Here is a 25,201-nt window from a genome sequence, read left to right as displayed (position 1 = left end):
GAAAATATGAGGTCGGATCGCTCCGACCTGGCAGGGTTATTTCGGCTGTTTAGCAAACCACTTTACGTAAATCTTGTCGTAGGTGCCATCGGCGCGCAGGGCCTGCAGGGCCTGGTTGACTTTTGGCGTCAGGCTGCTGTTTTTCTGCATCGCAAAGCCATACTGCTGTGGCAGAATACTGTCCGTCTCACCGGTGGATTTGACCTTGCCGTTACCCGCCGTCTTCACGTAGTAAAGGACATTCGGTGAATCATGAACCACGGCATCGAGATTACCGGCCTGCAGGTCAAGGTAAGCGTTATCGATATTCGGGAACTCGATATAATTCGCTTTATATTTGCTTTTCATAAAGCTGGCTGCCGCCGTCCCCTGCTTAAGGCCGACTTTTTTCCCGGTCAAATCGCTGAATTTAACAATGGAGTTGTCGGTACTTTTCACGGCCATGAGCAGGTCGGCATTATAATATCCTTCGCTGAAGTCTACGACCTGCTTGCGCGCATCGGTAATCGTTATTCCCGCCATCGCCACATCCAGATTACGCGACTGCAGACCGGGGATCAGGCCGCCGAAATCCATCGGCCTTAATTCGTAGCTGATATGCATTTTCTTCGCAATCGCGTCCCACAGATCGATATCAAAGCCGACATATTTATCGCCTTGTTTAAATTCAAATGGAACAAAGGCAGTATCGACACCCACCGTTATTTTATCTTCTGCTGCTGTCACAAAACTGGCTGAACAAATAACTAATGCCAGCGTCAGCTTTAATTTCTTAAATAATCCACTCATAATTACCCTCAGCGTCAGTGAAATAGCCTACAACGAACGTCATCCTGCGAAATATCTCGCCGGAAGAATTAATAATAAGAGCTAATATGCCGGGCGCAGTTTTATGCGCCCGAATAAAATCGATAACTTATTCAGAAAACAGAGAGTCAGAGGTATCCGGTACTGGCGTTTGCGCGCTGTTCATCACCATGGAGAGAAAACTGTAATAACCGTTTATTCCAATCAGATCCACCACGCCCTTCTCGCCCCATAACTTAATGGCTTGTTGCCAGGTCTCATCGCTGACCTTTTGCTGTTGATGCAGCTGCTGACAGAAGTCATAGATCGCCTGCTCATCGGGCCGCAGATCCGCGGGCCGGCGCCTTTCCTTAATCGCCTGCACCGCCGCGGCAGAGATCCCTTTCTCGCGGGCTATCGGCGCATGGATCGCCCACTCTACCGGCTGCGACCAGTGCCGCGCGGTCAGCAAAATCGCCAGTTCAGAAAGACGCTGGCCCAGCGCGCTGCGATAGCGCAGGTACTCCCCCATACGCTGGGCATGGGCCATCAGCTCGGGACTACGCAGCAGCGGCTCAAAAGGCGGCAGTAAGGCGCCGCGCGGTCCGTTGATGATCTCTTCCGCTAACTGACGCTGCCGATCGTCCCATTCCTGTTCCGCCAGGGGCGGTAAACGATTGATCATAATCTCCCCGTCTCTTCGCGGATCACACAGTCCAGGGTATCGACCACAAAATCGAGCTGCGCCGGGGTGATGATAAACGGCGGTGCAATCAGGATGTGGTCGCCAGACTGGCCATCGATCGTGCCGCCCATGGGATAGACCATCAGTCCACGCGCCATACAGTTTGCTTTGATCGCAGCGTGGAGCTTCAGGGCAGGATCGAATGGCGTTTTGTCGTCTTTATCGCGCACCAGTTCGACCCCCGCAAACAGGCCGCGTCCGCGCGTATCACCGACATGCGGTAACTCCCCCAGCACCTCGCGCAGCGCCTTGTGCAGATAGGCGCCCTGCTGTTTGACGGCGTCCAGTAAATTATCGCGCGCGATCACCTGCTGCACCGCCAGGGCTGCCGATGCGGCGGTGGCATGACAAATGTAAGTGTGACCGTGCTGGAACAACCCGCTGCCCGCCTTCAGCGCGGAGACGATGGTCTCACTCGCCAGCACCGCCCCAATCGGCTGATAGCCTCCGCCGAGCCCCTTGGCGATGGTCACTAAATCGGGCACTACGTCGTCCTGTTCAAACGCATGCAGCGTCCCGGTCCGCCCCATACCGCACATCACCTCATCCGCGATGTACAGGATGCCGTATTTGTCGCACAGGCGGCGGACCCCTTGCAGATAGCCCGGCGTCGGCGGCGTGGCTCCCGTCGTCGCTCCCACCACAGTTTCCGCACAGAAACCGATGATCGTTTCCGGGCCGGCCTCAAGGATGGCTTGCTCCAGCTCATTGAGCAGACGTTCGGTATACTGTTGCTGGGTCTCGTCAGCCCGGCGATCGCGGTACTCATTGCAGGCGGAGACGCGGATAACATCCATTAATAAGGGGGCAAACTGGCGACGGCGCCATTCGTTACCGCCCACCGCCAGCGCGCCCAGCGTATTGCCATGATAGCTCTGTTTACGGGCGATAAAGCGGGTGCGTGATGGCTGGCCGATCTCCACAAAGTACTGCCGCGCCATCTTCAGCGCCGTCTCTACCGCCTCAGAACCGCCCGAGACAAAGTAGGCGTAGTTAAGCTCGCCGGGCGCCGTGCGGGTGAGATGTTCGGCAAGCTGCTCGACGGCATCGCTGGTGAAAAAGCTGGTATGCGCATAGGCCAGCCGATCGATCTGGCGGTGCATCGCCGCCAGCACATCAGGATGCGCGTGTCCGAGGCAGGAAACCGCCGCCCCGCCACAGGCATCAAGATACGGTTTTCCCTGGGCATCAAAGATATAGGCCCCTTGCGCACGTGAGGCCACCATCGGCGTGCTACGCAGGCTGCGGTGAATGACATGACTCATACTGGGTTCTGCTCCTGAATCCGCTACATTAATTGAGCGTATCTTGCAGGATCCATTTGGATCACGTCAACGAATTAAAGATATAAATGCATCCATTATACTTATAACTGATACATTTGAATCATTTATCAGGACTTACCGGGGATCACGTAGGCGCCAGACTCAATGAGATAGCGTTCGGCACTTTCAATTTTACTCACCGCCTCCCGGCCGTGGCGCACCACCAGCATCGCCAGCAGACACTCCGCCAGCCCCATGCCGGAGACCACGGAAGGAAAAAATGACGGACTGTCGATGGAGAACAGCAGCGTGCAGTCTGCCGCCTGCGCTAAGGGAGAAACCGGCGAGTCGGTAATGGCGAGGATCTTCGCCCCTGCCTGCCGGGCTGCCCGTAAAACATCCAGTGATTCGCGCGAATAGGGCGCAAAACTGGTGAGTAAGACGCAGTCCCGGTTGGTCAGTTCGCGGGTAAAGACTTCGATATTGCTGGCCAGGCCATCGATCAATGACACCTGGCGGTTAAACAGTCGATAGACATAGAACAGCGACCACGCGATCGGAAAGCTGGCGCGGAATCCGCAGATATAGACATTCTCCGCGCTATCGAGCAAGGTCACCGCCTGCTCCATCTGCTGGGCATTTTCGTTTTGCGTAAAGGTCAGGTTCGCCTGATGCGCCTGAAATACCTCTTTATACAGCTGCGTTTGCGTGCCGCGGGCCATCATTTTTTCCGCTTTTGATACGTATGTATCATTGCGCAGCCCCAGGTCGTCAATGAAATCGCTTTTTAGCTCGCTCCAGCCGCGGTAGCCCAGCCGCTGCGCCAGACGCAGCAGCGTCGCCGGTTTTACCCCGGCTTCCGCCGCGAAGGCGCGCATGGATAACACCACCAGCTGACTGGCATTTTGCAGTGAGAACTCGGCGGCGCGTTGCAGCTCGGGCGACAACCCGCCGAATTCATTAATAATTTTTTCCCTGAGATTCATGGCAGCCACTGACTGGTTTTAAGTGAAAGCTATCTAATCATATTTGAGATCAAGACTCTATAGGCTGGCATAACACCCGGGGGCCATCCTTTGCGGTTCTGAGCATGACTAACCGCCGTGCCCGTCACCTCTCCAGCCAGTCGATAAAAAACGCCATAAACGCCGATACCTGAGGGGGCTGCAGCTTTCGCTGGGGAAAGACAAACTGCAGCCCAACCTCCTTGCGGTCTAACCGGCTGAAACCGGTGAAGCGGTCGGCAAACAGCACCTGAAGCCGCCCCTCCTCGACATCCCTCTTCACATCCCACCATGATTTACCGGCGATCCCCGCCCCGCTGAGCGCCCACTGCCGCAGCAGTGCCCCATCGTCGCAGACCATCGCCGGCGTCACCCGGATGACCTGCTCTTTTCCCGCGTCCTCAAAGCGCCACTCGTTCATCACCACGCCGTGCCGCTCCAGCGCCAGGCAGCGATGATGATGCAGCGCCTCGGGCGAAGCAGGCGTTCCACGGGCGGCAAGGTAAGCCGTCGAGGCCACCAGCACTCGGTGGTTAGGACGAATGTGGCGGATGGCCAGGCTGCTGTCCGGCAGGTTACCGACGCGAATGCTCATATCCAGCCGGTTGGCGACCAGATCCTCAACGCGCTCGCCTAAGTAGACGGAAAAGGTCACTTCCGGGTGACGGCGGGTAAAGTCGACGATGGCCGGGCTAAGGTATTGTCGGCCAAAGTCGGAGGGGGCGGAAAGGCGAATATCGCCGCTCAGGACCCCCTCTTTTTGCGTCAGCAACGACTCGGCGTGGCGCGCCTCCTCCAGCACGCGCCGCGCGGCATGATAAAAATCTTCCCCCGCGTTGGTCAGGGTGATAGCCCGCGTGGAACGATGGAACAGGCGGGTCTGATAACGCTCTTCCATCGCCTTCAGGCGGGCCGTCATGGTGGCCGGCGAGAGCGACAACCGTCTGCCGGCGGCGGAGAGTCCCCCAGCCTCGGCGACGGCCACCAGCAGCGCCATATCTTCCAGTTTGCCCATTTTTCGCATTTCCCGAAAAGTGAATCTGTTTTTCGTCCAATTATCAAAATCAGATCCCGACTGTAAAGTGATTTCCATTCCACTCGCAAGGGACATCATTATGAATACGCTCTCACTTTTTGATCGTCATCGCATCGGTACGCTGCCGCTGAAAAACCGCATCGTCATGGCCCCCATGACCCGGGCGCGCGCCCTGCAGCCGGGAAATATCCCCTCCGCGCTGATGGCGGAGTATTACCGCCAGCGCGCCAGCGCGGGGTTGATCGTCACGGAAGCGACGCAAATCTCTCCCGAGGGACAGGGGTACTCCTGGACGCCCGGCCTGCATTCCGCAGACCAGATTGCCGGCTGGCAGCTGACGACCCGGGCCGTACACCAGGCCGGCGGCGTTATTTTTTCTCAGCTCTGGCACGTGGGACGCATGTCGCACGCCCGTTTTCATGCGGATGGTCAACCCGTGGCCCCCTCGGCGCTGGCGCCGGACGCCCAGGTCTGGGTGGTGGATGAGCAGGGCCGGGGCCAGATGGTGGACTGCCCACCGCCGCGGGCGCTCTCCCGGTCGGATATCCAGCGTATTGTCGCCGATTACCGCCAGGCGGCGCGCAATGCGATCGCGGCGGGGTTTGACGGCGTGGAGGTGCACGGCGGAAATGGCTATCTGATCGACCAGTTCCTGCGGCGTACCGCCAACCAGCGCACCGATGAGTACGGCGGTAGCCTGAACAACCGGATCCGTTTTGCCCAGGAGGTGCTGACCGCCATCGGCGACGCTATCGGCCGCGAGCGGACGGGCATCCGCCTTTCCCCCTTCATTACCCAGCGCGGGATGAACGATCCGCAGGTGATCGACGCTATCCTTGCCCTGGCGGCCTGGTGCGAACAGCAGGGTATCGCCTTTATCCATCTGGCGGAGGCGGACTGGGACGATGCGCCAGCCGTTCCCCGGCACTTCCGCGACACGCTGCGCGCAACCTTCAGCGGTACGCTGATCGTGGCCGGCAATTACGATCAGCAGAAGGCGGAGCGTATTCTTGGCGCCGATCTCGCCGACCTGGTGGCTTTCGGCCGGCCGTTTATTGCCAATCCCGACCTGCCGCAGCGGCTTCAGCACCGCTGGCCGCTGGCGACCGTCAGCGATCCCGGCACGCTGTTTGGCGGAACGGCGGCGGGCTATACCGACTATCCCTTCTATACGGAGCATAAAGAGTGAAATTGATCGACAAAATGTTACCTGCCGGGCGTGGTGTCGCTGTTGCCCGCACGCTGGCCAGGCGCGGCCTCACGCGCCGTCGCTGCGCCACCGCGCTGCTGCTTGCCGGAATGTCCGGCTCCGCGTACGCAGCCCAACAGGATCTGCTGAAGCCGGCACAACTCATCGCTGACGGCAGCCTTCCCGCTGCCACACGCGCCGCCAATGAATATGTCGCCAGGCAATACGCCACGTTCTGGAATACCGGCGATGACGCGCTGGCCCGGGCGGCACTGGCGGAGAACTTTATCGATAAAACGCCCCCGGAAGGGCGCCAACAGGGGCCGGAAGGAGCGATCCTCGCCTCCAGAGCGTTTCGCCAGGCGGTGCCGGATTTACGCTGTGATGTCGAACAAATGATCGTGGCCGGTGACCGGGTGGTCTCACACTTACATTTTCATGGCCACTTTACCGGGACCTTCGGCACCCGGCAGGGGAAGGGACAAAATATCGATTTTATCGCCACCGATATCTATCAGATCAGCGGCGGTAAAATTACCGCCAACTGGCATATTGAAGATAACCTGACGTTGATGAAACAGCTGGGCGCGCAATAAGCTGCCCACCCGGACGATGAGTAAGCGATCGGCAAAACCACGAGCCGCCCCGGTCTCCGCCAGGGCGGCTCGCCTGGCGACAGACTGTGCTTAGATTTGCGCCATTCCACCGTCGACATAGATCTCTGCGGCGTTAATAAAGCTCGACTCATCCGACGCTAAAAACACCACCGTCCGACCAATCTCCTCCGGCTCGCCCAGCCGCCCGAGCGGCACGCTGGCGGCCAGAGCATCGAACAAGCCCTGACGGTCCGCCTCCGCCACCAGCCCGCCCAGACCCGGGGTACGTACCGGCCCCGGGCTGACGACATTGATGCGGATCCCGCGATCGTTCACCTCCAGCGCCCAGGAGCGCGCCAGGCTGCGTACCGCAGCTTTACTGGCGCTATAGATGCTGAAGTTAGCCGTCCCTTTGACCGCCGCCGTAGAGCCGGTCAAAATCACCGAGGCGCCGTCGGTGAGCAGCGGCAGCGCTTTCTGCACGGTGAACACCACCCCGCGCACGTTGGTGGCGAAAATCCGCTCGACGTGCGCTTCGGTGATGGCGCTGAGCGGCAGCATATCCCCGCCGCCAGCATTGGCGAACAGCACATCCAGGCGGCCGGACTCGTCGGCAATGGTCGCAAATACCGCGTCAAGATCGCTTAACACGGCGGCGTCGGCGCGGATCCCGCGGGCGGCGGGCCCGATGAATCTTACCGCCGCATCCAGCTCCTCCTGTCGGCGGCCGGTGATATACACCTTCGCGCCCTGCTCCGCCAGCGCTTTCGCCGACGCCAGGCCAATCCCGGTGCTGCCGCCGGTCACTAACGCCACTTTATCCGCAAGTTTTTTGCTCATGGTGCATTTCCTTGGTTAGAGTATAAACAGGCCAGGCTCGCGAAAGCGCCCCGCCGGGTATGGAAAGCACTGTAATCGCCTCACAGAGGCGGAAAAATGGCCTAATCTGAAAAACACTTTTCCCCTCCGTGGATAATGACGTCCAATAACCAGGATCACGCCCATAATGGACCGGTTTTCAGCCCTCAAAGCCTTCACCCGCGTTGTCGAAGCCGGCAGCTTTACCCGCGCCGCGGACTCGCTGGATATGCCCAACGCCACGCTCAGCAAAACCATCAAGCAACTGGAAGCGCACCTGGGGGTTTCCCTCCTGCAGCGCACCACCCGGCGTATTACCGTAACGCCGGAAGGACGGGAGTACTATGAAAAAGCTCGCTGCCTGCTGGAAGACCTGGAAGAGATCGACGCCTCCTTCAATACCGCCCACAATAAGCCGAAGGGCCATCTGCGGATCGCCATCGGCGGGTCGACCGCGCGCGATGTGCTGATCCCGATGCTGGCGGACTTTATGACCTCCTGGCCGGATATCCATATTGATTTGCAGGTGGCCGATAAACCCGCGGACCTCATCAGCGGCAATATTGACTGCGCCATCCGCGGCGGGCCGATGGAAGACTCGACGCTGATCGCCCGTAAAATCGGCGAGGCGACGCTGGTCACCTGCGCCACCCCGGGCTATCTTCAGCGCTACGGTACGCCCGCCTCGCCGGATGAACTGAACCATGGCCACCGGCTCATCAGCTACCTGTCGCCGGCCAGCGGCAGAGCGTTTCCGTTTCGCTTTACGCGTCACGGCGTCAGTACCGAGCTCAAGACAGAGCCCCATCTCGGCATCAATGAGAGCAACGCGCATATTGCCGCCGTCGAGGCGGGCTTAGGCATTGTGCAGACCTTTACCTATTCGCTAAGACCCGCGCTGGCGAGCGGCAAACTGGTGGAGATCCTCAGCGCCTGGCGCCCGGCCCCCTATCCTTTTCACGTCGTCTATGCCCGGCACCGGCACGTGCCGCCCCGGCTCCGCGTCTTTATTGACTGGCTGGCGGCGGTTTTTCCGGACGCGGTGCAGGGATAGCGCGCGTTATCTGACGCGGAGCAGGTCGCCGTATCGCGTGGTGTAGCGCGGCGATAGCATCTCTCGCTTCATCTGCCACTGCTGCTGGATCCCCTGGCCGGCAAAATAGAGCGCCCCCCTGCCGTTTTTCGCATTCAGCTGGTCGAGCACCTGCATCAGCCTGGCGCTGTTCTGCCGCGGGGCAAGCTCGTCGAACAGGTTCAGCTGGGCGACGCCCTGGCTGTAGAAATCGCCGAGCATCACCCCGGCCTTCTGATAGCGGTGCCCCGCTTTCCAGATGCCGTCCAGGCAGCTTGTCGCCGCGGCGATAATATCCCGGGAATCCTGCGTCGGCGTCAGCAGCTTCAGCGAGGCGCTGTTGCCGTAATAGGGTTCATTCAGCGCGAAGGGGCTGGTTTTGACAAAGGCGGAGACGAACCGGCAGTACTGATGCTCACCGCGCAGCTTTTCTGCTGCCCGCGCGGCATAGCTGCAGATCGCCTGGCGCATATCCTCATAGGCCGTAATGCGATCCCCGAACGAGCGGCTGCAGATAATTTCCTGCTTCGCGGGGGCAAACTCCTCCAGCGCCAGGCAAGGCTCGCCGCGCAGCTCCCGTACCGTTCGCTCGAGCACCACCGTGAAGTGCTTGCGGATAAAGCGGATATCGCTCTCCGCCAGCTGGAGTACCGTGCCGATCCCCATCGCCTCGAGCTTTTTGCCGATCCGCCGCCCGATGCCCCAGACCTCACTCACCGGCAGCAGCGCCATCAGCTTTCGCTGCCGCTGCGGGCAAGATAAATCCACTACCCCGCCCGTCTGCCGCTGCCACTGCTTCGCCGCGTGGTTGGCCAGCTTCGCCAGGGTTTTGGTCGGGGCGATCCCGACGCCCAGCGTCAGATGGGTGCGCTGCTGCACCGTGGCGCGGATTTCCCGGCCAAAGTCAGTCAGATCTCTGCAGTGGCGCACGCCGCTGACATCGCAAAAGGCTTCATCGATACTGTAAATTTCGCAGCGCGGGGCGAGCTCTTCCAGGGTGGACATCACCCGGCTGGACATGTCGGCGTACAGCTCATAGTTGCTGCTGAACGCCACGACGCCGTGGCGAAGAAACGCCGCCTTCTGCTTAAAGTAGGGTTCGCCCATTTTCACAAACGGCTTCGCCTCCGCCGAGCGGGCGATCACGCAGCCATCGTTGTTCGACAGCACCACCACCGGCCGCCCCTTCAGGTCTGGCCGGAAGGCGGTCTGGCAGCTCGCATAGAAGGCGTTCACATCACAGTGCGCGAACATGATCAGCCCGCCGCCTTGATGATGTAGGTCACCACGCCGAAAATATCGAGCGTCTCCTCGCGGCCGACCACGATGGGCGAATAGGCCGGGTTCATCGGGTTAAGCTGCACCCGCGGCAAAAGCTGCAGCTTTTTTACGGTAAACTCGCCGCCGACGGCGGCAATCACGATATCGCCATGCTCCGCTTTGCGCGCGCTGTCCACCACCAGCAGATCGCCTTCGTCAATGCCGGCGTCGATCATGCTGTCGCCAGCGGCTTTGACAAAATAGGTCGCGCTGGGATGCTGCACCAGCAGCTCGTTGAGGTCGATTCGCTTCTCGACATAGTCCTGAGCCGGGCTGGGAAAGCCGCACTGCACCAGGTCGGCAAAAAAGGGAAAGGAGACAATCTGACGTAGCTCAACCGGCGTGTAAAAGTTCATTTTTCAACCCACCATATAATACTGAATATATATACAGTAGTTTTGCCGGTTTTGCCGGTCAATATCGGCTCCAGCTATCAATCGCCAGCACTGAAATAACTCCTTGATGTCACTAAAGGTCACCGTCGTCGGTGGCGGACCGTTTGCTGCTTTTGCGCGCAGCCCGCCCGCCGCGCGAGGTGGCGGATACGCAGCGCCGCGGCAATCGCTTGACACTGTACATTAATACAGTAAAACTATCGCCCGCGATCAGCATACAGAGGACAGAAGATGTTTGTGGAACTGATTTATGACAAGCGCAATTTTGCCGGGCTGCCGGGCGCCAGAGAGACCATTCTTAACGAGCTGACCAAACGCATGCAGCGCATTTTTCCGGAGGCGGAAGTGCGGGTGAAGCCGATGATGACGCTCCCGGCGATCAACACCGACGCCAGCAAGCATGAAAAAGAGCTGATCAGCCGCACGGTGCAGGAGATGTTTGAAGAGGCGGACATGTGGCTCACTGAAGAGTAATCCCGCCCGTCCCTCGCGGCCCCCCCTCTTTAAGAGCTTTCCCGGATGTGGCAGAGCCACGGGCAACAGTACAATAGCGGCGGTTGCAGACTGGCAATGCAACCTTCGCTCACCTGCTGGCTCTTGCATACGGCCAGCAGGTGAGCCTCCCCTCATCGCCTCACAGCGTCTCCGGCAGCGCCGCCATTATCCGATCCACCAGCTCGCGATGCTGATGCACCTTCCCGCATTTAACGATAACCTGCCTGGCGTTGTCATAGCCCGGCGCCCACAGACGGTTGTTGAGCAGAACGTCCTTGTAGACCGCGATCAGCGGTTTGTTCCACGCCGCCGCCATGTGCACCACCGAGGTGTCCGGGGAGATAATCAGCTCCGCCTGGGCAATCAGCGCCATCGCATGGTGCAACGTGTTAAATGGATTAACCACCACCTCCGGCGGCAGCGGGATGCGGATCTCGCGCCGGTGATCGAGCAGAATCACCGCGATCCCCGGATGGCGAGCCAGCAGCTTGTCGAGGAGTTCGGCCAGCTGCGTCTGCGAGAGACTGCGGTCGGCATGGCCGGCAAAAATATTAATCACTACCGCTTTTCCGCTCAGCGACGCCAGATACTGCGCCACCTCCTGCATAATCGGCCCGGGGATCGCCAGGTCGTAAGCATCCAGCCCGCAGGTGTCCAGTTTGAGATAATCGGCGATCAACTCGAACGTTTTCGTCACGTGCCAGCGCTGGCAGTCAAAATCAAAAGAGTGGGAGTAGTGCTTAATCGACGGCCATTTATTAAACCCGAGCACCGATTTCGCTTTTATTTGTCGGAAAAGCCGTAGACGATGCACGGGAATATCGAACAGCGAAGGGTCAATAATAATATCGTACTTATTATTAGCCAGTTCATTAATAACGTCGCGGGGAACGTTATGATTAAATTTTCGCAAAAAATCGGCGGACGTGACCGGGTCAGCTTCATAAATATGGCGGATCCGCGGGTTATAACGCATCACCTGGCTATTAGAGGTCGTCAGCAGGAAATCAACGATATAGCCTGACTGATGCAGGCATTTCACCAGCGCGGAATCCACCACCACATCGCCGACCGCCCCCTCGTTGCGCATCAGTAAGACAGTTTTCGCGGACGACAAATCCACCGGCTGACGGCGTCGGCGATCCCAGAGCGCTTTCGCCACTCCCACCCGCAGAGCATTACGTACTTTCTTAGTGAAGTAATTTCGCCGTCTGTTGAGTTCCCTTATTTTATTAAACTTCTTGCGTGGGGAACCCTGCATGGTTGCATCGTGCATCATCCTAACCTCATTACGGCAATCATTAATATTCTGTGTCGTCCGATAAAGACTGAGCGAAATAAAAAAAGTTCGATTGAAAATGAAAATCATTCTTTTTTTTATTTACAAAACTCATCCAGCCCTGCGGGATTGCAACACAGCACTGTGAAGCAATAATGAGCGAATGGTGAATTTCCCGGCCCACCGTTGGCAGGCTGGCGCAACAGCGCTAAGCTGGCTGCTTTATGCTGTCAGGAGGACGCTATGCTTGAAGCAGTAGAAGGTAATATCCACCAGCGACTGTGCGCGCTGCTCGACGAACACCAGGCGCGCTACCGGGTGATGGCGCACGACGCGGTCGGCCAGTGCGAAGCCGTCTCGGCGATCCGCGGCACCGCGCTTGGCCAGGGCGCGAAAGCGTTAGTCTGTAAAGTAAAAGGAAACGGCGTCAACCAGCATGTGCTGGCGATCCTCGCCGCCGATCAGCAGGCCGACCTCGCCAGCCTGGCCCGGCATATCGGCGGCAGCAAAGCCTCGCTGGCCAGCCCGGCGGAAGTGGAGGCGCTCACCGCCTGCGTGTTCGGCGCCATTCCCCCCTTCAGCTTCCATCCGGCGCTGCGCCTGGTGGCCGACCCGCTGCTGTTTGAGCGCTTTCCACAAATCGCCTTTAACGCCGGGCGCCTGGACCGGTCGATCATTCTCGATACCGAAGACTATTTACATATCGCCCGACCGGAGATCGCGACCTTTCGCCGTCTTAGCTAACCGGGCATCGGCCCTGATTTCCGCCGCATGGCGCAAAAATCCTGTTTATTCACGCCACGATGCGTAGAGTAAGCGGGATATTTTTTGGCTTTCTTTTTTTGGCAAGGACCTCTGTACATGTTTGATACCACCCTGTTGATCCTGCTGGGTCTGGCGGCGCTCGGCTTTATCAGTCATAACACCACCGTAGCGATCTCTATCCTCGTGCTGATTATCGTGCGCGTCACGCCGCTGAACGCCTTCTTTCCCTGGATTGAGAAACAGGGACTGACCGTCGGGATCATCATTCTGACTATCGGCGTGATGGCGCCCATCGCCAGCGGCACGCTGCCGCCGTCGACCCTGATCCACTCCTTTATGAACTGGAAATCACTGCTGGCGATTGCGGTCGGGGTGTTTGTTTCGTGGCTCGGCGGGCGCGGCGTCTCGCTGATGGGCTCCCAGCCGCATCTGGTGGCCGGACTGCTGGTCGGTACGGTGCTCGGCGTCGCCCTGTTTCGCGGCGTCCCGGTCGGGCCGCTGATTGCCGCCGGGATCATCTCGTTGTTTATTGGGAAGTCGTAGCCAGGCTGCCGTGATAGCGGCCCGGCGTCTGTCCGAGCCCTTTCTTAAACATGGTGATGAAGGCGGTGGTGGAATCGTAGCCCAGCGCCTGGGCCGTCTGCTGCACCGTCTGCCCGCGGATCAGCTGCTGCAGCGCAAGGATCAGCTGCAGCTGATGGCGCCAGCGGCGAAAGCTCAGCCCCGTTTCACGCACCACCAGCCGCGCCAGATTGCGCTCGCTCATCGCGAACTCCGCCGCCCACTGGCTCAGGGTCTGCCAGCGCGCCGGATCCTCGGCCATCATCGTCACCATCTGGCGAATTTTCGGGTGGTTCGATACCGGCAGCTGCAGGTGCTCCTGCGGCTGCCGGGGCAGCTCATCAAACAGCACCTGCACCAGCCGGGCCGTGGCGGGGGCGGCCAGCGACTCGCCGCCGCGTTCCGCCAGGGTGAGGATCAGCTCACGCACCAGTGGGGAAATCTTTAACGTACAGCAGCGGTCCGGCATCGGCGCGGCGCCCGGCTCGATGAACAGGAAGCACACCTGGGCGCCGGGGGTGGCGCGGTTACTGTGGGAAAGCTGCCCCGGGACCCACACCGCATACTGCGGCGGCACCATCCACATCGCGTTCTCCACCTCGCAGGTCAAGGCGCCGTGCAGGGCGAGGATCAGCTGCCCCTTACGGTGGGAATGCGCCGGAATATACTGCTCCGCCTCCACCACCCGAATACGAAAGGCAATAGCCGATTCGTGGCCACTGTCCGGTTCATAACCATCCAGACCCAGTCCGATCATCATGTTGTCCGATATTAGCGATAATCTGTCATTTTAGCTTGATTTAAACAGGGGGCAAAGTCGCTATCGTAACCCCCCTCGTTAGTTACCTTGAGAATGATATGTCTTCTGTGATCTCCTCCACCGGCCGCCGCCCCGCGCTGCTGATTGCCGGTATCCTGCTCATCGCCACCACCCTGCGCGTGGTCTTTACCGGCGCGGCGCCGCTGCTGGACGCGATTCGTAGCGACTATGGCCTGACCACCGCGCAGACCGGGCTGCTCACCACCCTGCCGCTGCTGGCCTTTGGCCTTGTCTCGCCGCTGGCGGCTGGGGTTGCCCGCCGATTCGGCATGGAGCGCAGCCTGCTGCTGGCGATGCTGCTGATCTGCGCCGGCATTGCCCTGCGCTCCCTGCCCTCCGCTGCATGGCTGTTTATCGGCACGGCGGTGATCGGCTGCGGCATTGCGCTGGGTAACGTGCTGCTGCCCGGGCTGATTAAACGGGATTTCTCGCAGCATGTCGCCCGGATGACCGGCGCCTATTCCCTGACGATGGGCGGCGCGGCGGCGCTTGGCTCGGCGCTGGTGGTCCCCGTGGCGATGGCCGGATTCGGCTGGCGCGGGGCGCTGCTGCTGCTGATGATCTTCCCGCTGCTGGCGCTCGTCAGCTGGCTGCCGCAGTCCCGGCGTCAAGCGGAGGCGCCGCTGACCGGCTCAGGCGCCATGCATAACCGGGGGATCTGGCGGTCGGCGCTGGCCTGGCAGGTGACGCTGTTCCTCGGCATCAACTCGCTGGTCTATTACGTGATTATCGGCTGGCTGCCGTCGATTCTGCAGAGTATGGGCTATAGCGAAGCGCAGGCCGGCTCGCTGCATGGCCTGCTGCAGCTGGCGACCGCCGCGCCCGGTTTGGCGATACCGTTGATCCTGCATCGGCTGCGCGACCAGCGTGGGATCGCGGTGCTGGTCGCCCTGATGTGCGCCATCAGCGCCGCCGGGCTGTGGCTGCTGCCAGGGCTGGCCATCGGCTGGACGCTGCTGTTCGGCTTTGGCTCCGGGGCCACGATGATCCTCGGCCTGACGTTTATCGGCCTGCGCGCCAGCTCGGCGCACCAGGCCGCGGCGCTGTCGGGGATGGCGCAGAGCGTCGGCTATCTGCTGGCCGCCTGCGGACCGCCGCTGATGGGTAGGATCCACGATGCCAATGGCGACTGGCATATTCCGCTGCTGGCGGTGGCGCTGATTTCGCTGGTGATGGCGGTCTGCGGCGCCCTCGCCGGGCGCAACCGGGAGATTCATCCCTGAAAATGACCGGCAGCGCCCGCTGCCGGTAGGGTTATTGTGCCGCGGCGCGCAGCAACGCCTGCACCAGCGGCGCAGGACGCCCGTCCAGCGCATGACGTTCATGTTGAAACAAGGTGGCGACAAAAAACGGGTGCGTCACCAGCTCGACGGCGCGGATCTCGCCCTCTTCATCCCAGCCGGTGACGCGCAGATCGCCCTGCTCCAGCTCCGCGGCAAACGCGCTGTCCACCCCGTAGCGGCAGTGGTAGCCCTCTTCAATGCTCTCCCGACCATAGGCGCGGGCAATCAGCGTATTCGCCCGCAGCTCGACGACGGCAGTAGTCTCCACCAGCGAGCAGTTGAGGGGAGCGATCACCATCCGCCCTTCGCTGTCGGTTTCCGCATGACCGGCGTCCTGCCAGCCGAGCACGTTACGGGCGTATTCAATCACCGCATGCTGAAAGCCGCCGCAGGTGCCGAGGAAAGGAATGCTGTTTTCACGGGCATAGCGGATAGCGGCAAACGCGCCTTCCGGGTGACGATACGGGCTGCCGGGAACGACCCAGACGGCATCGTACTCCGCCAGCGCGTCGCCGGAGGCGATCGACGGGGTGGCGAGCCAGTCATATTTCACCGGCTGCTCCAGCACGGCGGCAGCATCGTCTATCGCCAGGGGAATGGCCTGATGGGCAACAATATCGGGGTGATAATCGCCGACGAGGGCGAGGCGTAAAGGGGTTTTCATAGCAGGTTCCTTATGTCTGGACGAGACGAGCAGCACAAGGCACGTCAGGATAGCGATCCCCTCCGCGGAACACAATCCTTATTTTCACCCCCCCGCCGTGGCCGGCGGGTGAGGTATACTGGATCAAGCGCAAAAGGGAGAGAGGATGAAAAGTAAGCTTTTGGTCAGCGCCTGCCTGATGGGATTCCAGGTGCGATATAACGGTAGCGAGAAAGCGCAGCTGGCGGCGACCCTGTCCCGCTGGCAGCAGGCGGATCGTCTGGTGATCCACTGCCCGGAGCTGGCGGCCGGTCTGCCGACGCCCCGCCTGCCGGCGGAGATCCTCGGCGGCGCCGGCGGCGATGTGCTTGCCGGACGGGCGCGGATCGTGGAAAGCGACGGCCGCGACGTCACGGGACATTATCAGCTGGCCGCCTGGCTGGCGCTCAGCGCCGCCCGGGAAGCGGGATGTCAGGCGGCATTACTCACCGACGGCAGCCCCACCTGCGGCAGTCAGTTTATCTATGACGGTTCCTTTCGCGGGCGGCGCAAAGCGGGCGCCGGCGTGGCCGCCGACCTGCTGCGCGCTCACGGCATCACGGTATTTTCCGACGGGCAGATCCCGCAGTTGCTCGCCTGGATGGCACAGAGGGAGCAGGATGATGATTCAATGTAAACGGGTGTACGATCCACAGGAAAGCAGCGACGGCTATCGGGTGCTGGTCGACCGTCTCTGGCCGCGGGGGATTAAAAAAGAGGCGCTGGCCTGCGATGAGTGGTGTAAAGAGTTAACGCCGTCCGCTGAGCTGCGGAAAGCCTTTCACGGCGAGGCGATCGATTTCGACCACTTCAGCCAGCGCTATCGTCAGGAGCTCGACGCACATCGCGAAACGGGCCTGCGGCTGGCGGCGCTGGCGCAGCGCCAGCCGCTGACGCTGCTGTACGCCGCGAAGAACACCGAGCAGAATCATGCCCGGGTGCTGGCCGCCTGGCTGGCGGCCCTGCCGGTTACGATTTAGCCGGATGGTCCCGGCGCCATAGCGCCCACTCATCGAGGGTTTCGCCGCTGGGCAGCTTGCACTGGGTGCTGACGCCCTGCGGCGTTTGCACCGGCACCCGGGTGCCGCCGGATTGCTGGCAGTAGACCGACGCGGGATTGGCCATGCCGATGGTTTTCGTCGGCGCGGTGGGCTGCGGCTGGGCGCAGCCGGCCAGCGCCAGGGGCAAAATAGCCAGTAACTTTTTCATCTTTTCTCCCTTTCTTCAATTCCCGGGGATTTTAGCCTGAATCTCCACGTTTTCTCCATCTTGCCTGCACTTTTCCCCCGTAGATTAACCCTTGTTCTCGAACTGACCAGAGAACAGATCATTCCATAATCAATGAGTTTTTCCCCGTCGCCCCCGACGGGGCTTTTTTTTGGGATTTGATAAATTGAAATAAAAGGATTTATTTCAAAAGTGTCCACATATCGACCACATTGACAAGGATAGCCCCCTCTTCAATCCAGTCGCCTATTTTAGCCTCAAGCTCCATTTTCGTGATAAATCCGTTATCACCGATCACATATTCCGCTCTTGCAATGATCCAATCCTGAATATCAATTTCAGGCTTAAAGCCAGACACGGTCAGATGCAGGATAGAGTCAAAAACGTCTGGAACTGGTTTAAAAAAGTATAAAGGCCCACAGAGGAGAGTCACGAGGCGCTAAACAAATGCGCCAGCGCCGGGCAGACCTTTGGCGAGGTCCTGGGGACCGCACTTAGCGTACTGCTTTGGCCGCTTCAGAAGTTAATGGAAGGCGTCGGCTGGTTACTGGAGAAGCTCGATCTCATTCCCAATGGCATTGAAAGAGCCTGGCTGGAAGCGGCCAGACTCAGGGCTATTCCGGTTATGTGGGAATGGGATGAAAAATCCGGGCGCATGGTTAAAAGGGAGTGGCAATGGTCATCTAAAAAACCTGCAAGTAAAGGCAGCGCCCCGCCGCCCAATGTGCTCGGGGCAACACTGGAACAGAGCGGCGGCTGGGCCAAATCGCGGATAACACCAAAGGCCTTTTAGATGAGGAAAAGCGCAAACGTATCGGGCCGGGTGACATTGTATTTAAAAATCTCCCTCCAGCCCTTGCAGTACGTGGTGAATGGCAGGAGTCGAAGCTTGTCCGCCAGTCTGTCAGCGCTCGCCCGGTTATTGCCGCTGGCGAACCATTGATAAAACAGACGTAGGCATGGCAACCAGTTCGCCGAAATCAAAGCACCCACATGGCGGCTGCGACTTCAGGTGGTAGTTTTTCCGGTGATATTCATGTTCATCTGCATGGCACTCAGAGCAGCAATCCGCGCGAACTGGCACGTCTTGTTGGCGAAGCGGTCCGCGCAGCAATTAACAAACAGCAACGCGCTGCCCGGGGTTCGTTCCGGGACCATGATTAACAGGAGTTATAGCTATGATGATGATGTTCGGACTTTTTGTATTTGAACTCAGGACACTGCCCTATCAGCAATTGCAGCTGTCCCGTCACTGGCGGCACTTTAAAAATGACCGTGTGGGCCAGAGCGCAAAATGGCAGTACGTTGGCGTAGGTGAGAACCAGCTGACGCTGGGTGGGTTGCTGAACCCTGAAATTACCGGCGGCAACCTGTCGCTGGGTGCCGTCTCGACGATGGCATATACCGGGCTGGCATGGCCGATAATTGATGGGATTGGCTCTATTTACGGGATGTATGTAATCACGGGTTTGCAGGAGACGTATCAGGAGTTCGATCGCTATGGTAAGGCGAAAAAAATTGAGCTCACACTCTCGTTGCAGCGGGTTGATGAGGATATCAGGGAGCGGCTGCAAAATTTATCGGTGAGTAAAATGATGCCAACTCTATGAGATAAAGAAGAATTACACTTATCTATACTTGATCACCATTCTAAAGGGCGGTGACCAATTGTGCATCTAAAAAATAGCAACATTTACTATCAAACGTAGCAAATACTTAAGTGATCCCATACATAGATAGGATCACTATGTCGAATTATTTACAAAATTCTAAGCGGTCTTCTAAAATTTGACGCAACATTTCAAAATAAAAACCTTCTTTATTCCCATCTACTACAACTTCTTTACTATGCTTCAAGCACGAAGGGATCTTTTCAATGCCAAGCTCATCCTTTTTTATTTTAATGCGTAAAACACTTAATACAAAACTAGAAAAAGAACGGATGGTATGAGTTTCTGTTAACAATTGGTCATCTCGCTCCAACCAGAACACTAGTTGTCTATAGTCCTCAGCGGAACATAACACTTCAACATCAGAATAACCCATATTTTTAACCCAATCCAATTTCATCATATGATGTTTTATTTGTAGCCCCATGTTTTTCCATCTAACCAAGAACTTAATACAAACGACAATATAAAATAATATTGTTATAAGAACAAAACCTAAAAAAACATTAACAATAAAATTCACATCCCCGAGATTAATAATATTAACAGGTATAAATTTAGTTATAAACCACGACATGCAATATCCTAAAGCAGAACTCACCAACACAAAAGAAATAAAAACAATAATCGCCAATAACACTTTTTTTATAAAAGCCTGATTTATAAAAAACTTTGAAGCCCAGCATAAAAATTTGAATATATTAAATTCCTGAGCTTGATAGCGTACTAAAAATGGAGCAAGCATAATTGCTGAATATAAAAAGAGAAGAGAGGATGTCACACACCCAAGAACAACTAGACTCGACGTTATTTTTGAAATTAATGAAAAAAACACACCGCACATAACAGTTAAACTCATAAACAATGAAATCAAATATATCTCTTCTTTAACTCCATCTTCATCTGTATTATGAAAGTCTAACGGAATAGAAGTGAACCGTCTTATAATAGAGTTTGAACGATTAACAACAACATTAAACAACATAAAATGGCCAAGCACTAAAAACTGGGGAACAAATTTTTTTACCAACGCCAAATTACGTCTAAATTTTTTCGCCCGAGAAACTACAATATTGGCACCAATATTCGGAGGTAGTCTTGCTGCCATAGCCTCGACTGTTAGCTGTTCAGCACGATTTTTAGCTGAAATAACTTTATTAAAAAGCATTTTCAAAACAACAGATTGTGCTTCCTTTGGGAGATGGGATGTATAGGTAGCCTGTCTGAATGCGTTCATTCTCTCAGATTTAGTTCCATGTTTAAAAGATTCAACAACGTATTCAATAAGTATATTTTCTGGTAACAACCCTCCTAATCGTAACACCTCTCTACGATCTAAAGAGTCGCCTTTTTCCCAGCGGGGCTTCAAAAAATCAAATACAGCGGATGAAAGACTGCTCGGGACATCATTTATTCTATGACTTAAACCATCCTGTAACAAACTAATTAGCTGTATAGCTATTTCGGAAGACCATTCATAATATGCTAAGCCAGTGAGACTGCATGAGTTTTTACAAGTTATAAACTTTTGTTTTAAAGCACGTTCTTTGAGGATTGTACATGCATAGTCTAACAGCTTACTGATATCTACTAATTCACTAGTTTGCAACAGAGTAACTGTATATTCCCGCCAACGAGCTTCGGTTAAAAGTTCCTTTTCGGAAACTATCCCAGGATTGACAGTTAAATAGCGAACAAATAAAGCTTCTTGATACCGGCGATGGGCAAATGCGAAACGTCTATCTCCTGGCGCTGCATTAGGTACATCTGCTCTTCCAATCTTACAATCTACTAACGCAGAGATTAAACGCTCAATTGAACCACCAGGAATGTCTTCCTCAGGCAATTGATTCATTATCTGATCCAAAGTAGGAGCAAGACTTAAAGTATCATTTTCTGCAAATAGTCTAGCTAAACGCTCGGCTCCTATCATTAAATTTTCAGGGCTCAATTTATATTTTCGCTCCAAGTATTCAGGTTCTCTTTTCGCTAATCTTTCAATATGCTGAAAAAGAATATCATGGTCATTACTAGGAGCGCGTTGTTCGTCCCTGACATAACGACATAGAAGCGTTAAGAAAAGAGGCGTAGTACCTATGGTTGTATGAGGGCTTGCCAGGTGTTGCCGTACCAAGTTTAGATTACTTTCATTAAGGAATGAATTACGAATTAACTCATCTTGTTTTTCACCACTTAAAGGTAAAATACGTATTTTTTTCCACGGCAATGCCTCAGGCCCTTTAAATTCTCGCGACGCTAAAATACCTCGACACTCTCCCATTCCCTCCAGAAACTGTCTAAGAGCTTGTGAGTATGTTTGAATAATATTACTGCCTGTGGCTGAATGTAGAACTGAAGGTATTTCATCAAAAGAATCAAACAAGAACAACCACACACCTCTATTGCAATAATCCTCCCAATTCTCTCTTACAAATGCAGCAGTATCTGCATCTCCTCGTCTTATGTTCTCTAATACAAAATTACGTACGCTATCTGCATTTATTTCATCTATATTACTGACCTCCATCTCTCGGAGATTGATATAAAGTGGCACCGTTGCTTTTTTATCATTGGACTTCTTTCCCTGTATTGCAAATTGCTTAGCCAAATGCCGTAAAGCAACACTTTTACCTGACCCAGGCTCGCCAACGAGTTGCATAGCACGCTCTGTACTAGATGAAATAGCACGTATGAGAGAACGTTCTTTGCGTAATCCAAAAGATTTTTTCCTTCGTAACTTATCTAATGCAGAAGCATAGTACCCACCTTCAGTTTCGACTTCTGCCTCAAGATCAGTAAAGTATTGATCATTCCAGTTCTCTGCCTTTGCCAAATATGACAAATCGGCATCCAGCACTGCGCAAAATTGTTTTCTTTTTCTAACGCGGATTTTATTATCTTTATTTAACCAAATTGGAAATCCGCTAGACTTATATGACTCAAGAAATTTTGCAAGTTGCTCAATTAAAGCGCAAATTGTCTTCAAAATAAAAAAAAGCCCTACTCCAAACACACTTAAAACTATAAAAATCAATAAAATCCAATGCCATAAATCATGTTCACCGTTAGAACTCCATAATAAATTAAATACTCTTTCCCCAGCATTTATCACTTTATCACTGATTGCTGCACCTTCGTCTTTTGCGGCCACGATGAATCCTTATCATTACAAAATGTAAAAAATATTATCATAGCTTTTTTCGTTATCTAAATTTGACAACCAAGAGAGAAGATCACTAAGCATTTGATTTCCAATACCCACCTTAAGATCATCTAAAAAACACATAAAAATAATGAAAAAATATTACCACCAGGCCTTATAACCACCTAATATTCTTTTACTGAAGAAAAAAGTTCTATGTTTCCTAGCAAAAAAGAAGTTTGATTTTTTATTTTGTGCGTTTCCACATACATACGGATAGATATTCGTTAGTAACATCAACCGCTTTGTTTGAGGTTCCCAGCAGGCCTGAAGAATCAATGTAAGTTCCCTCAGTAAGTGCCAATGGACCGCTCTTCTGGTTATCAGTGCCGTGAGTGGTGTTTGGATCCCATGTCGCACCGGGAGATCTATCACCTGAACGGTGCCAGTGGGGAGGCAAGTTATCCGCCTCAAGTTTTACTTTGTTACTGCCGCCGGTCACGCCATACTGAGAACCAATCCGCACCACCCTGTCAGCAAAGGTTTCACTTAAGTCAGCCCATGTCTGCCAAGGGAACCGCTCCGCTGGACTTTGCTCGCCAGAGACAACAACTCCGACATAAAAAATGGCGTCAACAATTGCCCTATAGGCAGCTCCGTCGCTGTTGAGTCCCAGCGCCTTCAGGGCTTAGGATGTATCGCTCAGATCGGAAAGATTATTTTCTTTCTGAAGTGCGCCGTCGATGCGCGAGTCATCCCCCGCAGCTACCGTTCCCGCCTCGGTGCCCACGTCCCGCGTGGCTGAGTTCCCCAGCCCTAGATTCTCCCGGGCCTCTTTGGTATCGTTTAAATCAGAAAGATTTTGCGCTCGCCGCAGATAGCGTTTATCACCTGTTTCCTGCGTGAGTGTGGCAAGCGTCGGATCGATAATGAGCTGTACATTTGAGCTGTGCGTCAGCGTCAACACCAGCGTCAAAATGATCTCTTTGATGATGGAATCTGATTGCGCCGGGAGGTATGTCGCCGGGTATGCGCCGTAAGCAATGAGCGTACCTTTAGCGCTAACCAGCCCCGCTTCTCTGAGCATTTTACCCGGATAATCCTGACAGTTGATAACGATCTGACCGCTGATAAACCCCTCATAGCTTGAATCAGAGTCAAAGGTTTCACGGCCAAACTGTCCAAAAAGCGCCGTCACCGCCGCCAGGTCATCGGGATCGGTCGGCAATGTCACGCCGCCACCATCGCCGATCAGTACAGCGGTAATATCCCCAACCTCCCCCGCCTGATACGCGGCCTCGATTTCGGCGGCGCCCGCCGTGGTTAGTGTCAGTCCCGTGGCCATTATGCCTCCTCATTTTTTGTTGCTGGCTCAATGCCGTACACACTGGCAAGGCGATCATCAAAATCATCACTTACGGTCTTGCGGTCAGCATCGATATCGCCTTCATCAAGATAAATCACGCCGGCGATCTGAAGCCGGTTCAGGTGCTCAAGGAAAAACGCATCGGTCTGGCAAAAGTCGATCAGGAATTTTAATTGATTGAATGTTTTCATGATTTATTCGTTATCCAATTGCCGGGTAAATCGTCGTAATCGTCCAAGCCCACGCAGGCATAAAACGCGTAATAGTGCGCGGTGACGTTCGGCACCTTGTCCATAAATACCAGGCCTTTACCGGCCAGTAATGCGCAGCTCCTGAATATTGCCGTTGTGGTGACAATCTCCGGGTAACTCGCAAGATTAAATATCGTGTTAACGTCGCTGCATAATCACGCTGTACTATTCTAAGGCATTAGTTAATTTTTTACTGTTCAGTGCTAATTTAGCTAACGTCAGATATTTCGACTTATTACAGACATAAGCAGACATAAAAAATAACATTGATTAAACACGACAAAATCATTTGAGAAAAAATAAAAAATCAGGCATCTATACTGGAATATTTCCAGTATAGATAAAATACAAAATTAGTGTAAGGCCAATAATTGATTTAGAGATGTATGCAACCTTGTTGTTTTAAATGTTGGTTGATCATAACAAAGTCGCAAATAATTATCAATTTCATCCAGCCGCATGTTTATATTAACTGAAATATCAGTTTCATACATCATCTTAAGAATACAGGTGAAGTCATGTCCATTACAAATGGAAAAATGCTCAGGCGACATCAACTCAAGCTTACGCATTCCCTCAAGTAACACACCTGCATTTAATTGCTCTGCAACAGCTCTACTTCTAGAAAGGACATATCTAATATATTCCATATCATCAACAATAACTTCTGTTTTATTTATATTAATAAACTCCCTGTAATTCATACCCTTGAAATTAAGTTTACTGTGATTAAGATAATTAAACCATTTAAGAAGCCCAAGTCGATAACAAGCGCAAAGGATATTTATTTTAACATCGCGACAAAAAACCTCGGCTAAATTACCTTGGATCAATTTCCGATCCGTGTGTGTCATTATAAATTTATCGACCACACCTCCTTTCACTAACATCATTTCTAAATCATGAGCATCAGTAAAAAAAACACCATTATGGCTAATGCCAGATAAGCCATCAAAATCTGCATCACAGATGCCATACACGGCATCATTCCCAGCTTCTCGTAGTTGGTTTACAGCGAAAATTACTTCACGCTTGCCATTTTCAGGTGATTCATAGATAAATCGATTATCGAGTCGATAGGCATTGAAAAACTTAATATCAGTAATGCCTTCTACGATAATAAGTATATTATGCTTATGCATTTCGTTTCTAAATAATAACATCATGCTACTAAGCCAATCGTCTTCCCCAAGTGCATCTCGTAAAGATATCATTCAGCACGTCCTTCTACTTCATTATGTAGACTATCTTTATTTTTTAGAATCTCAAAAAGATCATATGTTAATGGGCTTTGTTGAATAAATCAGATTTCGGGTAAGTCTCCCCCGTAGCGGGTTGTGTTTTCAGGCAATACGCACGCTTTCAGGCATACCTGCTTTCGTCATTTTGTTCAG

At 54.6% G+C, this 25,201-nt stretch carries 26 protein-coding genes and 2 pseudogenes; 11 read left to right on the top strand and 17 right to left on the bottom strand.

Annotation, left to right across the window (positions count from 1 at the left end):
* Positions 1 to 36: 36 nt before the first annotated feature.
* From glnH to AC6CWS_RS15665, 5 genes are all read right to left on the bottom strand, one after another.
* On the bottom strand, positions 37 to 789 hold the full coding sequence (glnH, locus tag AC6CWS_RS15685) for a glutamine ABC transporter substrate-binding protein GlnH (protein ID WP_023289263.1): 753 nt from the start codon (positions 787 to 789) through the stop codon (positions 37 to 39).
* A gap of 127 nt (positions 790 to 916) precedes the next feature.
* On the bottom strand, positions 917 to 1,471 hold the full coding sequence (locus tag AC6CWS_RS15680) for a carboxymuconolactone decarboxylase family protein (RefSeq protein ID WP_175393103.1): 555 nt from the start codon (positions 1,469 to 1,471) through the stop codon (positions 917 to 919).
* Positions 1,468 to 2,796: an aspartate aminotransferase family protein gene (locus AC6CWS_RS15675; protein WP_065882972.1), complete on the bottom strand. Its 1,329-nt coding sequence runs from the start codon at positions 2,794 to 2,796 to the stop codon at positions 1,468 to 1,470. Before AC6CWS_RS15675 ends, AC6CWS_RS15680 begins: the two co-directional genes overlap by 4 nt.
* A 128-nt stretch (positions 2,797 to 2,924) precedes the next feature.
* Complete coding sequence (locus tag AC6CWS_RS15670) at positions 2,925 to 3,782, bottom strand: MurR/RpiR family transcriptional regulator (RefSeq protein WP_032454898.1); 858 nt, start codon at positions 3,780 to 3,782, stop codon at positions 2,925 to 2,927.
* A 124-nt stretch (positions 3,783 to 3,906) separates the two neighbouring features.
* Entirely contained in the window at positions 3,907 to 4,815 is a 909-nt protein-coding gene (locus AC6CWS_RS15665; protein WP_065882971.1) for a LysR family transcriptional regulator, read from the bottom strand.
* Between the two features lie 100 nt (positions 4,816 to 4,915).
* Between AC6CWS_RS15665 and AC6CWS_RS15660 the strand changes: the two genes are divergently transcribed.
* Together AC6CWS_RS15660 and AC6CWS_RS15655 are read left to right on the top strand one after the other, a co-directional pair.
* On the top strand, positions 4,916 to 6,025 hold the full coding sequence (locus tag AC6CWS_RS15660) for an alkene reductase (protein WP_065882970.1): 1,110 nt from the start codon (positions 4,916 to 4,918) through the stop codon (positions 6,023 to 6,025).
* Positions 6,022 to 6,621: an ester cyclase gene (locus tag AC6CWS_RS15655; protein ID WP_175393102.1), complete on the top strand. Its 600-nt coding sequence runs from the start codon at positions 6,022 to 6,024 to the stop codon at positions 6,619 to 6,621. The genes AC6CWS_RS15660 and AC6CWS_RS15655 overlap by 4 nt, the downstream gene beginning before the upstream one ends.
* A 90-nt stretch (positions 6,622 to 6,711) precedes the next feature.
* On the opposite strand, the gene AC6CWS_RS15650 is transcribed toward AC6CWS_RS15655, so the two are convergent.
* Positions 6,712 to 7,461: an SDR family oxidoreductase gene (locus tag AC6CWS_RS15650; RefSeq protein ID WP_012542112.1), complete on the bottom strand. Its 750-nt coding sequence runs from the start codon at positions 7,459 to 7,461 to the stop codon at positions 6,712 to 6,714.
* A 166-nt stretch (positions 7,462 to 7,627) separates the two neighbouring features.
* On the opposite strand from AC6CWS_RS15650, the gene AC6CWS_RS15645 reads away from it, so the two are divergent.
* Positions 7,628 to 8,533: a LysR family transcriptional regulator gene (locus AC6CWS_RS15645; RefSeq protein ID WP_065882969.1), complete on the top strand. Its 906-nt coding sequence runs from the start codon at positions 7,628 to 7,630 to the stop codon at positions 8,531 to 8,533.
* 6 nt (positions 8,534 to 8,539) lie between these two features.
* Here the strand turns inward: AC6CWS_RS15645 and AC6CWS_RS15640 are convergent, their stop codons facing one another.
* A complete protein-coding gene (locus tag AC6CWS_RS15640; RefSeq protein WP_065882968.1) occupies positions 8,540 to 9,805 on the bottom strand; it encodes a Y-family DNA polymerase in 1,266 nt (421 codons plus the stop codon).
* Positions 9,806 to 9,807: 2 nt separating this feature from the next.
* Entirely contained in the window at positions 9,808 to 10,227 is a 420-nt protein-coding gene (locus tag AC6CWS_RS15635; protein ID WP_032452491.1) for a translesion error-prone DNA polymerase V autoproteolytic subunit, read from the bottom strand.
* Positions 10,228 to 10,497: 270 nt separating this feature from the next.
* Between AC6CWS_RS15635 and AC6CWS_RS15630 the strand changes: the two genes are divergently transcribed.
* Entirely contained in the window at positions 10,498 to 10,740 is a 243-nt protein-coding gene (locus AC6CWS_RS15630; RefSeq protein ID WP_004203750.1) for a DinI family protein, read from the top strand.
* A gap of 160 nt (positions 10,741 to 10,900) precedes the next feature.
* Here the strand turns inward: AC6CWS_RS15630 and AC6CWS_RS15625 are convergent, their stop codons facing one another.
* Positions 10,901 to 12,037, bottom strand: coding sequence for a glycosyltransferase family 9 protein (locus tag AC6CWS_RS15625; RefSeq protein ID WP_072096653.1), 1,137 nt, complete (start codon positions 12,035 to 12,037; stop codon positions 10,901 to 10,903).
* Between the two features lie 246 nt (positions 12,038 to 12,283).
* On the opposite strand from AC6CWS_RS15625, the gene AC6CWS_RS15620 reads away from it, so the two are divergent.
* Together AC6CWS_RS15620 and AC6CWS_RS15615 are read left to right on the top strand one after the other, a co-directional pair.
* Positions 12,284 to 12,784, top strand: coding sequence for a YbaK/prolyl-tRNA synthetase associated domain-containing protein (locus tag AC6CWS_RS15620; RefSeq protein ID WP_023289251.1), 501 nt, complete (start codon positions 12,284 to 12,286; stop codon positions 12,782 to 12,784).
* 117 nt (positions 12,785 to 12,901) lie between these two features.
* Positions 12,902 to 13,348, top strand: a complete 447-nt coding sequence (locus AC6CWS_RS15615) for a DUF441 domain-containing protein (protein WP_004203746.1) — start codon at positions 12,902 to 12,904, stop codon at positions 13,346 to 13,348.
* Here the strand turns inward: AC6CWS_RS15615 and AC6CWS_RS15610 are convergent.
* Entirely contained in the window at positions 13,332 to 14,126 is a 795-nt protein-coding gene (locus AC6CWS_RS15610) for an AraC family transcriptional regulator (protein WP_072096654.1), read from the bottom strand. The genes AC6CWS_RS15615 and AC6CWS_RS15610 overlap by 17 nt on opposite strands.
* Positions 14,127 to 14,233: 107 nt before the next feature.
* Here AC6CWS_RS15610 and AC6CWS_RS15605 point away from each other — a divergent pair, with 107 nt between their 5' ends.
* A complete protein-coding gene (locus AC6CWS_RS15605) occupies positions 14,234 to 15,409 on the top strand; it encodes a CynX/NimT family MFS transporter (protein ID WP_074442658.1) in 1,176 nt (391 codons plus the stop codon).
* 31 nt (positions 15,410 to 15,440) lie between these two features.
* Here AC6CWS_RS15605 and AC6CWS_RS15600 read toward each other — a convergent pair whose 3' ends face one another.
* Positions 15,441 to 16,133 (bottom strand): CTP synthase C-terminal region-related (seleno)protein, encoded by a 693-nt coding sequence (locus AC6CWS_RS15600; RefSeq protein ID WP_065882966.1) that lies wholly within the window; start codon positions 16,131 to 16,133, stop codon positions 15,441 to 15,443.
* Between the two features lie 145 nt (positions 16,134 to 16,278).
* Here AC6CWS_RS15600 and AC6CWS_RS15595 point away from each other — a divergent pair, with 145 nt between their 5' ends.
* Entirely contained in the window at positions 16,279 to 16,788 is a 510-nt protein-coding gene (locus AC6CWS_RS15595) for a 2-thiouracil desulfurase family protein (RefSeq protein WP_023289247.1), read from the top strand.
* A complete protein-coding gene (locus AC6CWS_RS15590; RefSeq protein ID WP_023289246.1) occupies positions 16,775 to 17,131 on the top strand; it encodes a DUF488 domain-containing protein in 357 nt (118 codons plus the stop codon). Before AC6CWS_RS15595 ends, AC6CWS_RS15590 begins: the two co-directional genes overlap by 14 nt.
* On the opposite strand, the gene AC6CWS_RS15585 is transcribed toward AC6CWS_RS15590, so the two are convergent.
* Positions 17,121 to 17,360, bottom strand: a complete 240-nt coding sequence (locus AC6CWS_RS15585) for a putative hemolysin (RefSeq protein WP_023289245.1) — start codon at positions 17,358 to 17,360, stop codon at positions 17,121 to 17,123. The two genes, AC6CWS_RS15590 and AC6CWS_RS15585, sit on opposite strands and share 11 nt — an antisense overlap.
* A gap of 199 nt (positions 17,361 to 17,559) precedes the next feature.
* Positions 17,560 to 17,748, bottom strand: a pseudogene (locus tag AC6CWS_RS15580) (hypothetical protein); the annotation flags it as partial.
* Positions 17,749 to 17,904: 156 nt separating this feature from the next.
* Here AC6CWS_RS15580 and AC6CWS_RS15575 point away from each other — a divergent pair.
* Positions 17,905 to 18,171 (top strand): hypothetical protein, encoded by a 267-nt coding sequence (locus tag AC6CWS_RS15575; protein ID WP_064158355.1) that lies wholly within the window; start codon positions 17,905 to 17,907, stop codon positions 18,169 to 18,171.
* Positions 18,172 to 18,556: 385 nt separating this feature from the next.
* The gene (locus AC6CWS_RS15570) at positions 18,557 to 18,988 is read left to right on the top strand and encodes a phage tail protein (protein WP_498256416.1); all 432 of its coding nucleotides are present in this window, start codon (positions 18,557 to 18,559) and stop codon (positions 18,986 to 18,988) included.
* A gap of 145 nt (positions 18,989 to 19,133) precedes the next feature.
* Here the strand turns inward: AC6CWS_RS15570 and AC6CWS_RS15565 are convergent, their stop codons facing one another.
* The 4 genes and pseudogenes from AC6CWS_RS15565 to AC6CWS_RS15550 all read right to left on the bottom strand — a co-directional run bounded on the left by AC6CWS_RS15565 (position 19,134) and on the right by AC6CWS_RS15550 (position 25,021).
* Positions 19,134 to 22,199 carry an NACHT domain-containing protein gene (locus AC6CWS_RS15565; protein ID WP_498256415.1) on the bottom strand — a complete coding sequence of 1,022 codons (3,066 nt, stop codon included), beginning with the start codon at positions 22,197 to 22,199 and terminating at the stop codon, positions 19,134 to 19,136.
* A 238-nt stretch (positions 22,200 to 22,437) separates the two neighbouring features.
* A pseudogene (locus AC6CWS_RS15560) lies at positions 22,438 to 23,535 on the bottom strand (phage tail-collar fiber domain-containing protein).
* Entirely contained in the window at positions 23,535 to 23,747 is a 213-nt protein-coding gene (locus AC6CWS_RS15555; RefSeq protein WP_065806308.1) for a hypothetical protein, read from the bottom strand. Before AC6CWS_RS15555 ends, AC6CWS_RS15560 begins: the two are co-directional and overlap by 1 nt.
* A 413-nt stretch (positions 23,748 to 24,160) precedes the next feature.
* Positions 24,161 to 25,021, bottom strand: a complete 861-nt coding sequence (locus AC6CWS_RS15550; RefSeq protein WP_065883896.1) for a DUF4435 domain-containing protein — start codon at positions 25,019 to 25,021, stop codon at positions 24,161 to 24,163.
* Between the last annotated feature and the right edge of the window lie 180 nt (positions 25,022 to 25,201).

The organism is Klebsiella sp. M041, assembly GCF_059759695.1.
The sequence above is the reverse complement of the archived record's forward strand: the minus strand, read 5'-3'. Positions and strand labels throughout refer to the sequence as shown.

Excerpts from the sequence above, each read along its gene's own strand:
- glnH (WP_023289263.1), bottom strand. The coding sequence starts at position 789 with ATGAGTGGATTATTTAAGAAATTAAAGCTGACGCTGGCATTAGTTATT.
- AC6CWS_RS15680 (WP_175393103.1), bottom strand. The coding sequence starts at position 1,471 with ATGATCAATCGTTTACCGCCCCTGGCGGAACAGGAATGGGACGATCGG.
- AC6CWS_RS15675 (WP_065882972.1), bottom strand. The coding sequence starts at position 2,796 with ATGAGTCATGTCATTCACCGCAGCCTGCGTAGCACGCCGATGGTGGCC.
- AC6CWS_RS15670 (WP_032454898.1), bottom strand. The coding sequence starts at position 3,782 with ATGAATCTCAGGGAAAAAATTATTAATGAATTCGGCGGGTTGTCGCCC.
- AC6CWS_RS15665 (WP_065882971.1), bottom strand. The coding sequence starts at position 4,815 with ATGGGCAAACTGGAAGATATGGCGCTGCTGGTGGCCGTCGCCGAGGCT.
- AC6CWS_RS15660 (WP_065882970.1), top strand. The coding sequence starts at position 4,916 with ATGAATACGCTCTCACTTTTTGATCGTCATCGCATCGGTACGCTGCCG.
- AC6CWS_RS15650 (WP_012542112.1), bottom strand. The coding sequence starts at position 7,461 with ATGAGCAAAAAACTTGCGGATAAAGTGGCGTTAGTGACCGGCGGCAGC.
- AC6CWS_RS15645 (WP_065882969.1), top strand. The coding sequence starts at position 7,628 with ATGGACCGGTTTTCAGCCCTCAAAGCCTTCACCCGCGTTGTCGAAGCC.
- AC6CWS_RS15640 (WP_065882968.1), bottom strand. The coding sequence starts at position 9,805 with ATGTTCGCGCACTGTGATGTGAACGCCTTCTATGCGAGCTGCCAGACC.
- AC6CWS_RS15635 (WP_032452491.1), bottom strand. The coding sequence starts at position 10,227 with ATGAACTTTTACACGCCGGTTGAGCTACGTCAGATTGTCTCCTTTCCC.
- AC6CWS_RS15630 (WP_004203750.1), top strand. The coding sequence starts at position 10,498 with ATGTTTGTGGAACTGATTTATGACAAGCGCAATTTTGCCGGGCTGCCG.
- AC6CWS_RS15625 (WP_072096653.1), bottom strand. The coding sequence starts at position 12,037 with ATGCACGATGCAACCATGCAGGGTTCCCCACGCAAGAAGTTTAATAAA.
- AC6CWS_RS15620 (WP_023289251.1), top strand. The coding sequence starts at position 12,284 with ATGCTTGAAGCAGTAGAAGGTAATATCCACCAGCGACTGTGCGCGCTG.
- AC6CWS_RS15615 (WP_004203746.1), top strand. The coding sequence starts at position 12,902 with ATGTTTGATACCACCCTGTTGATCCTGCTGGGTCTGGCGGCGCTCGGC.
- AC6CWS_RS15610 (WP_072096654.1), bottom strand. The coding sequence starts at position 14,126 with ATGATGATCGGACTGGGTCTGGATGGTTATGAACCGGACAGTGGCCAC.
- AC6CWS_RS15600 (WP_065882966.1), bottom strand. The coding sequence starts at position 16,133 with ATGAAAACCCCTTTACGCCTCGCCCTCGTCGGCGATTATCACCCCGAT.
- AC6CWS_RS15595 (WP_023289247.1), top strand. The coding sequence starts at position 16,279 with ATGAAAAGTAAGCTTTTGGTCAGCGCCTGCCTGATGGGATTCCAGGTG.
- AC6CWS_RS15590 (WP_023289246.1), top strand. The coding sequence starts at position 16,775 with ATGATTCAATGTAAACGGGTGTACGATCCACAGGAAAGCAGCGACGGC.
- AC6CWS_RS15585 (WP_023289245.1), bottom strand. The coding sequence starts at position 17,360 with ATGAAAAAGTTACTGGCTATTTTGCCCCTGGCGCTGGCCGGCTGCGCC.
- AC6CWS_RS15575 (WP_064158355.1), top strand. The coding sequence starts at position 17,905 with ATGGAAGGCGTCGGCTGGTTACTGGAGAAGCTCGATCTCATTCCCAAT.
- AC6CWS_RS15570 (WP_498256416.1), top strand. The coding sequence starts at position 18,557 with ATGATGATGATGTTCGGACTTTTTGTATTTGAACTCAGGACACTGCCC.
- AC6CWS_RS15555 (WP_065806308.1), bottom strand. The coding sequence starts at position 23,747 with ATGAAAACATTCAATCAATTAAAATTCCTGATCGACTTTTGCCAGACC.
- AC6CWS_RS15550 (WP_065883896.1), bottom strand. The coding sequence starts at position 25,021 with ATGATATCTTTACGAGATGCACTTGGGGAAGACGATTGGCTTAGTAGC.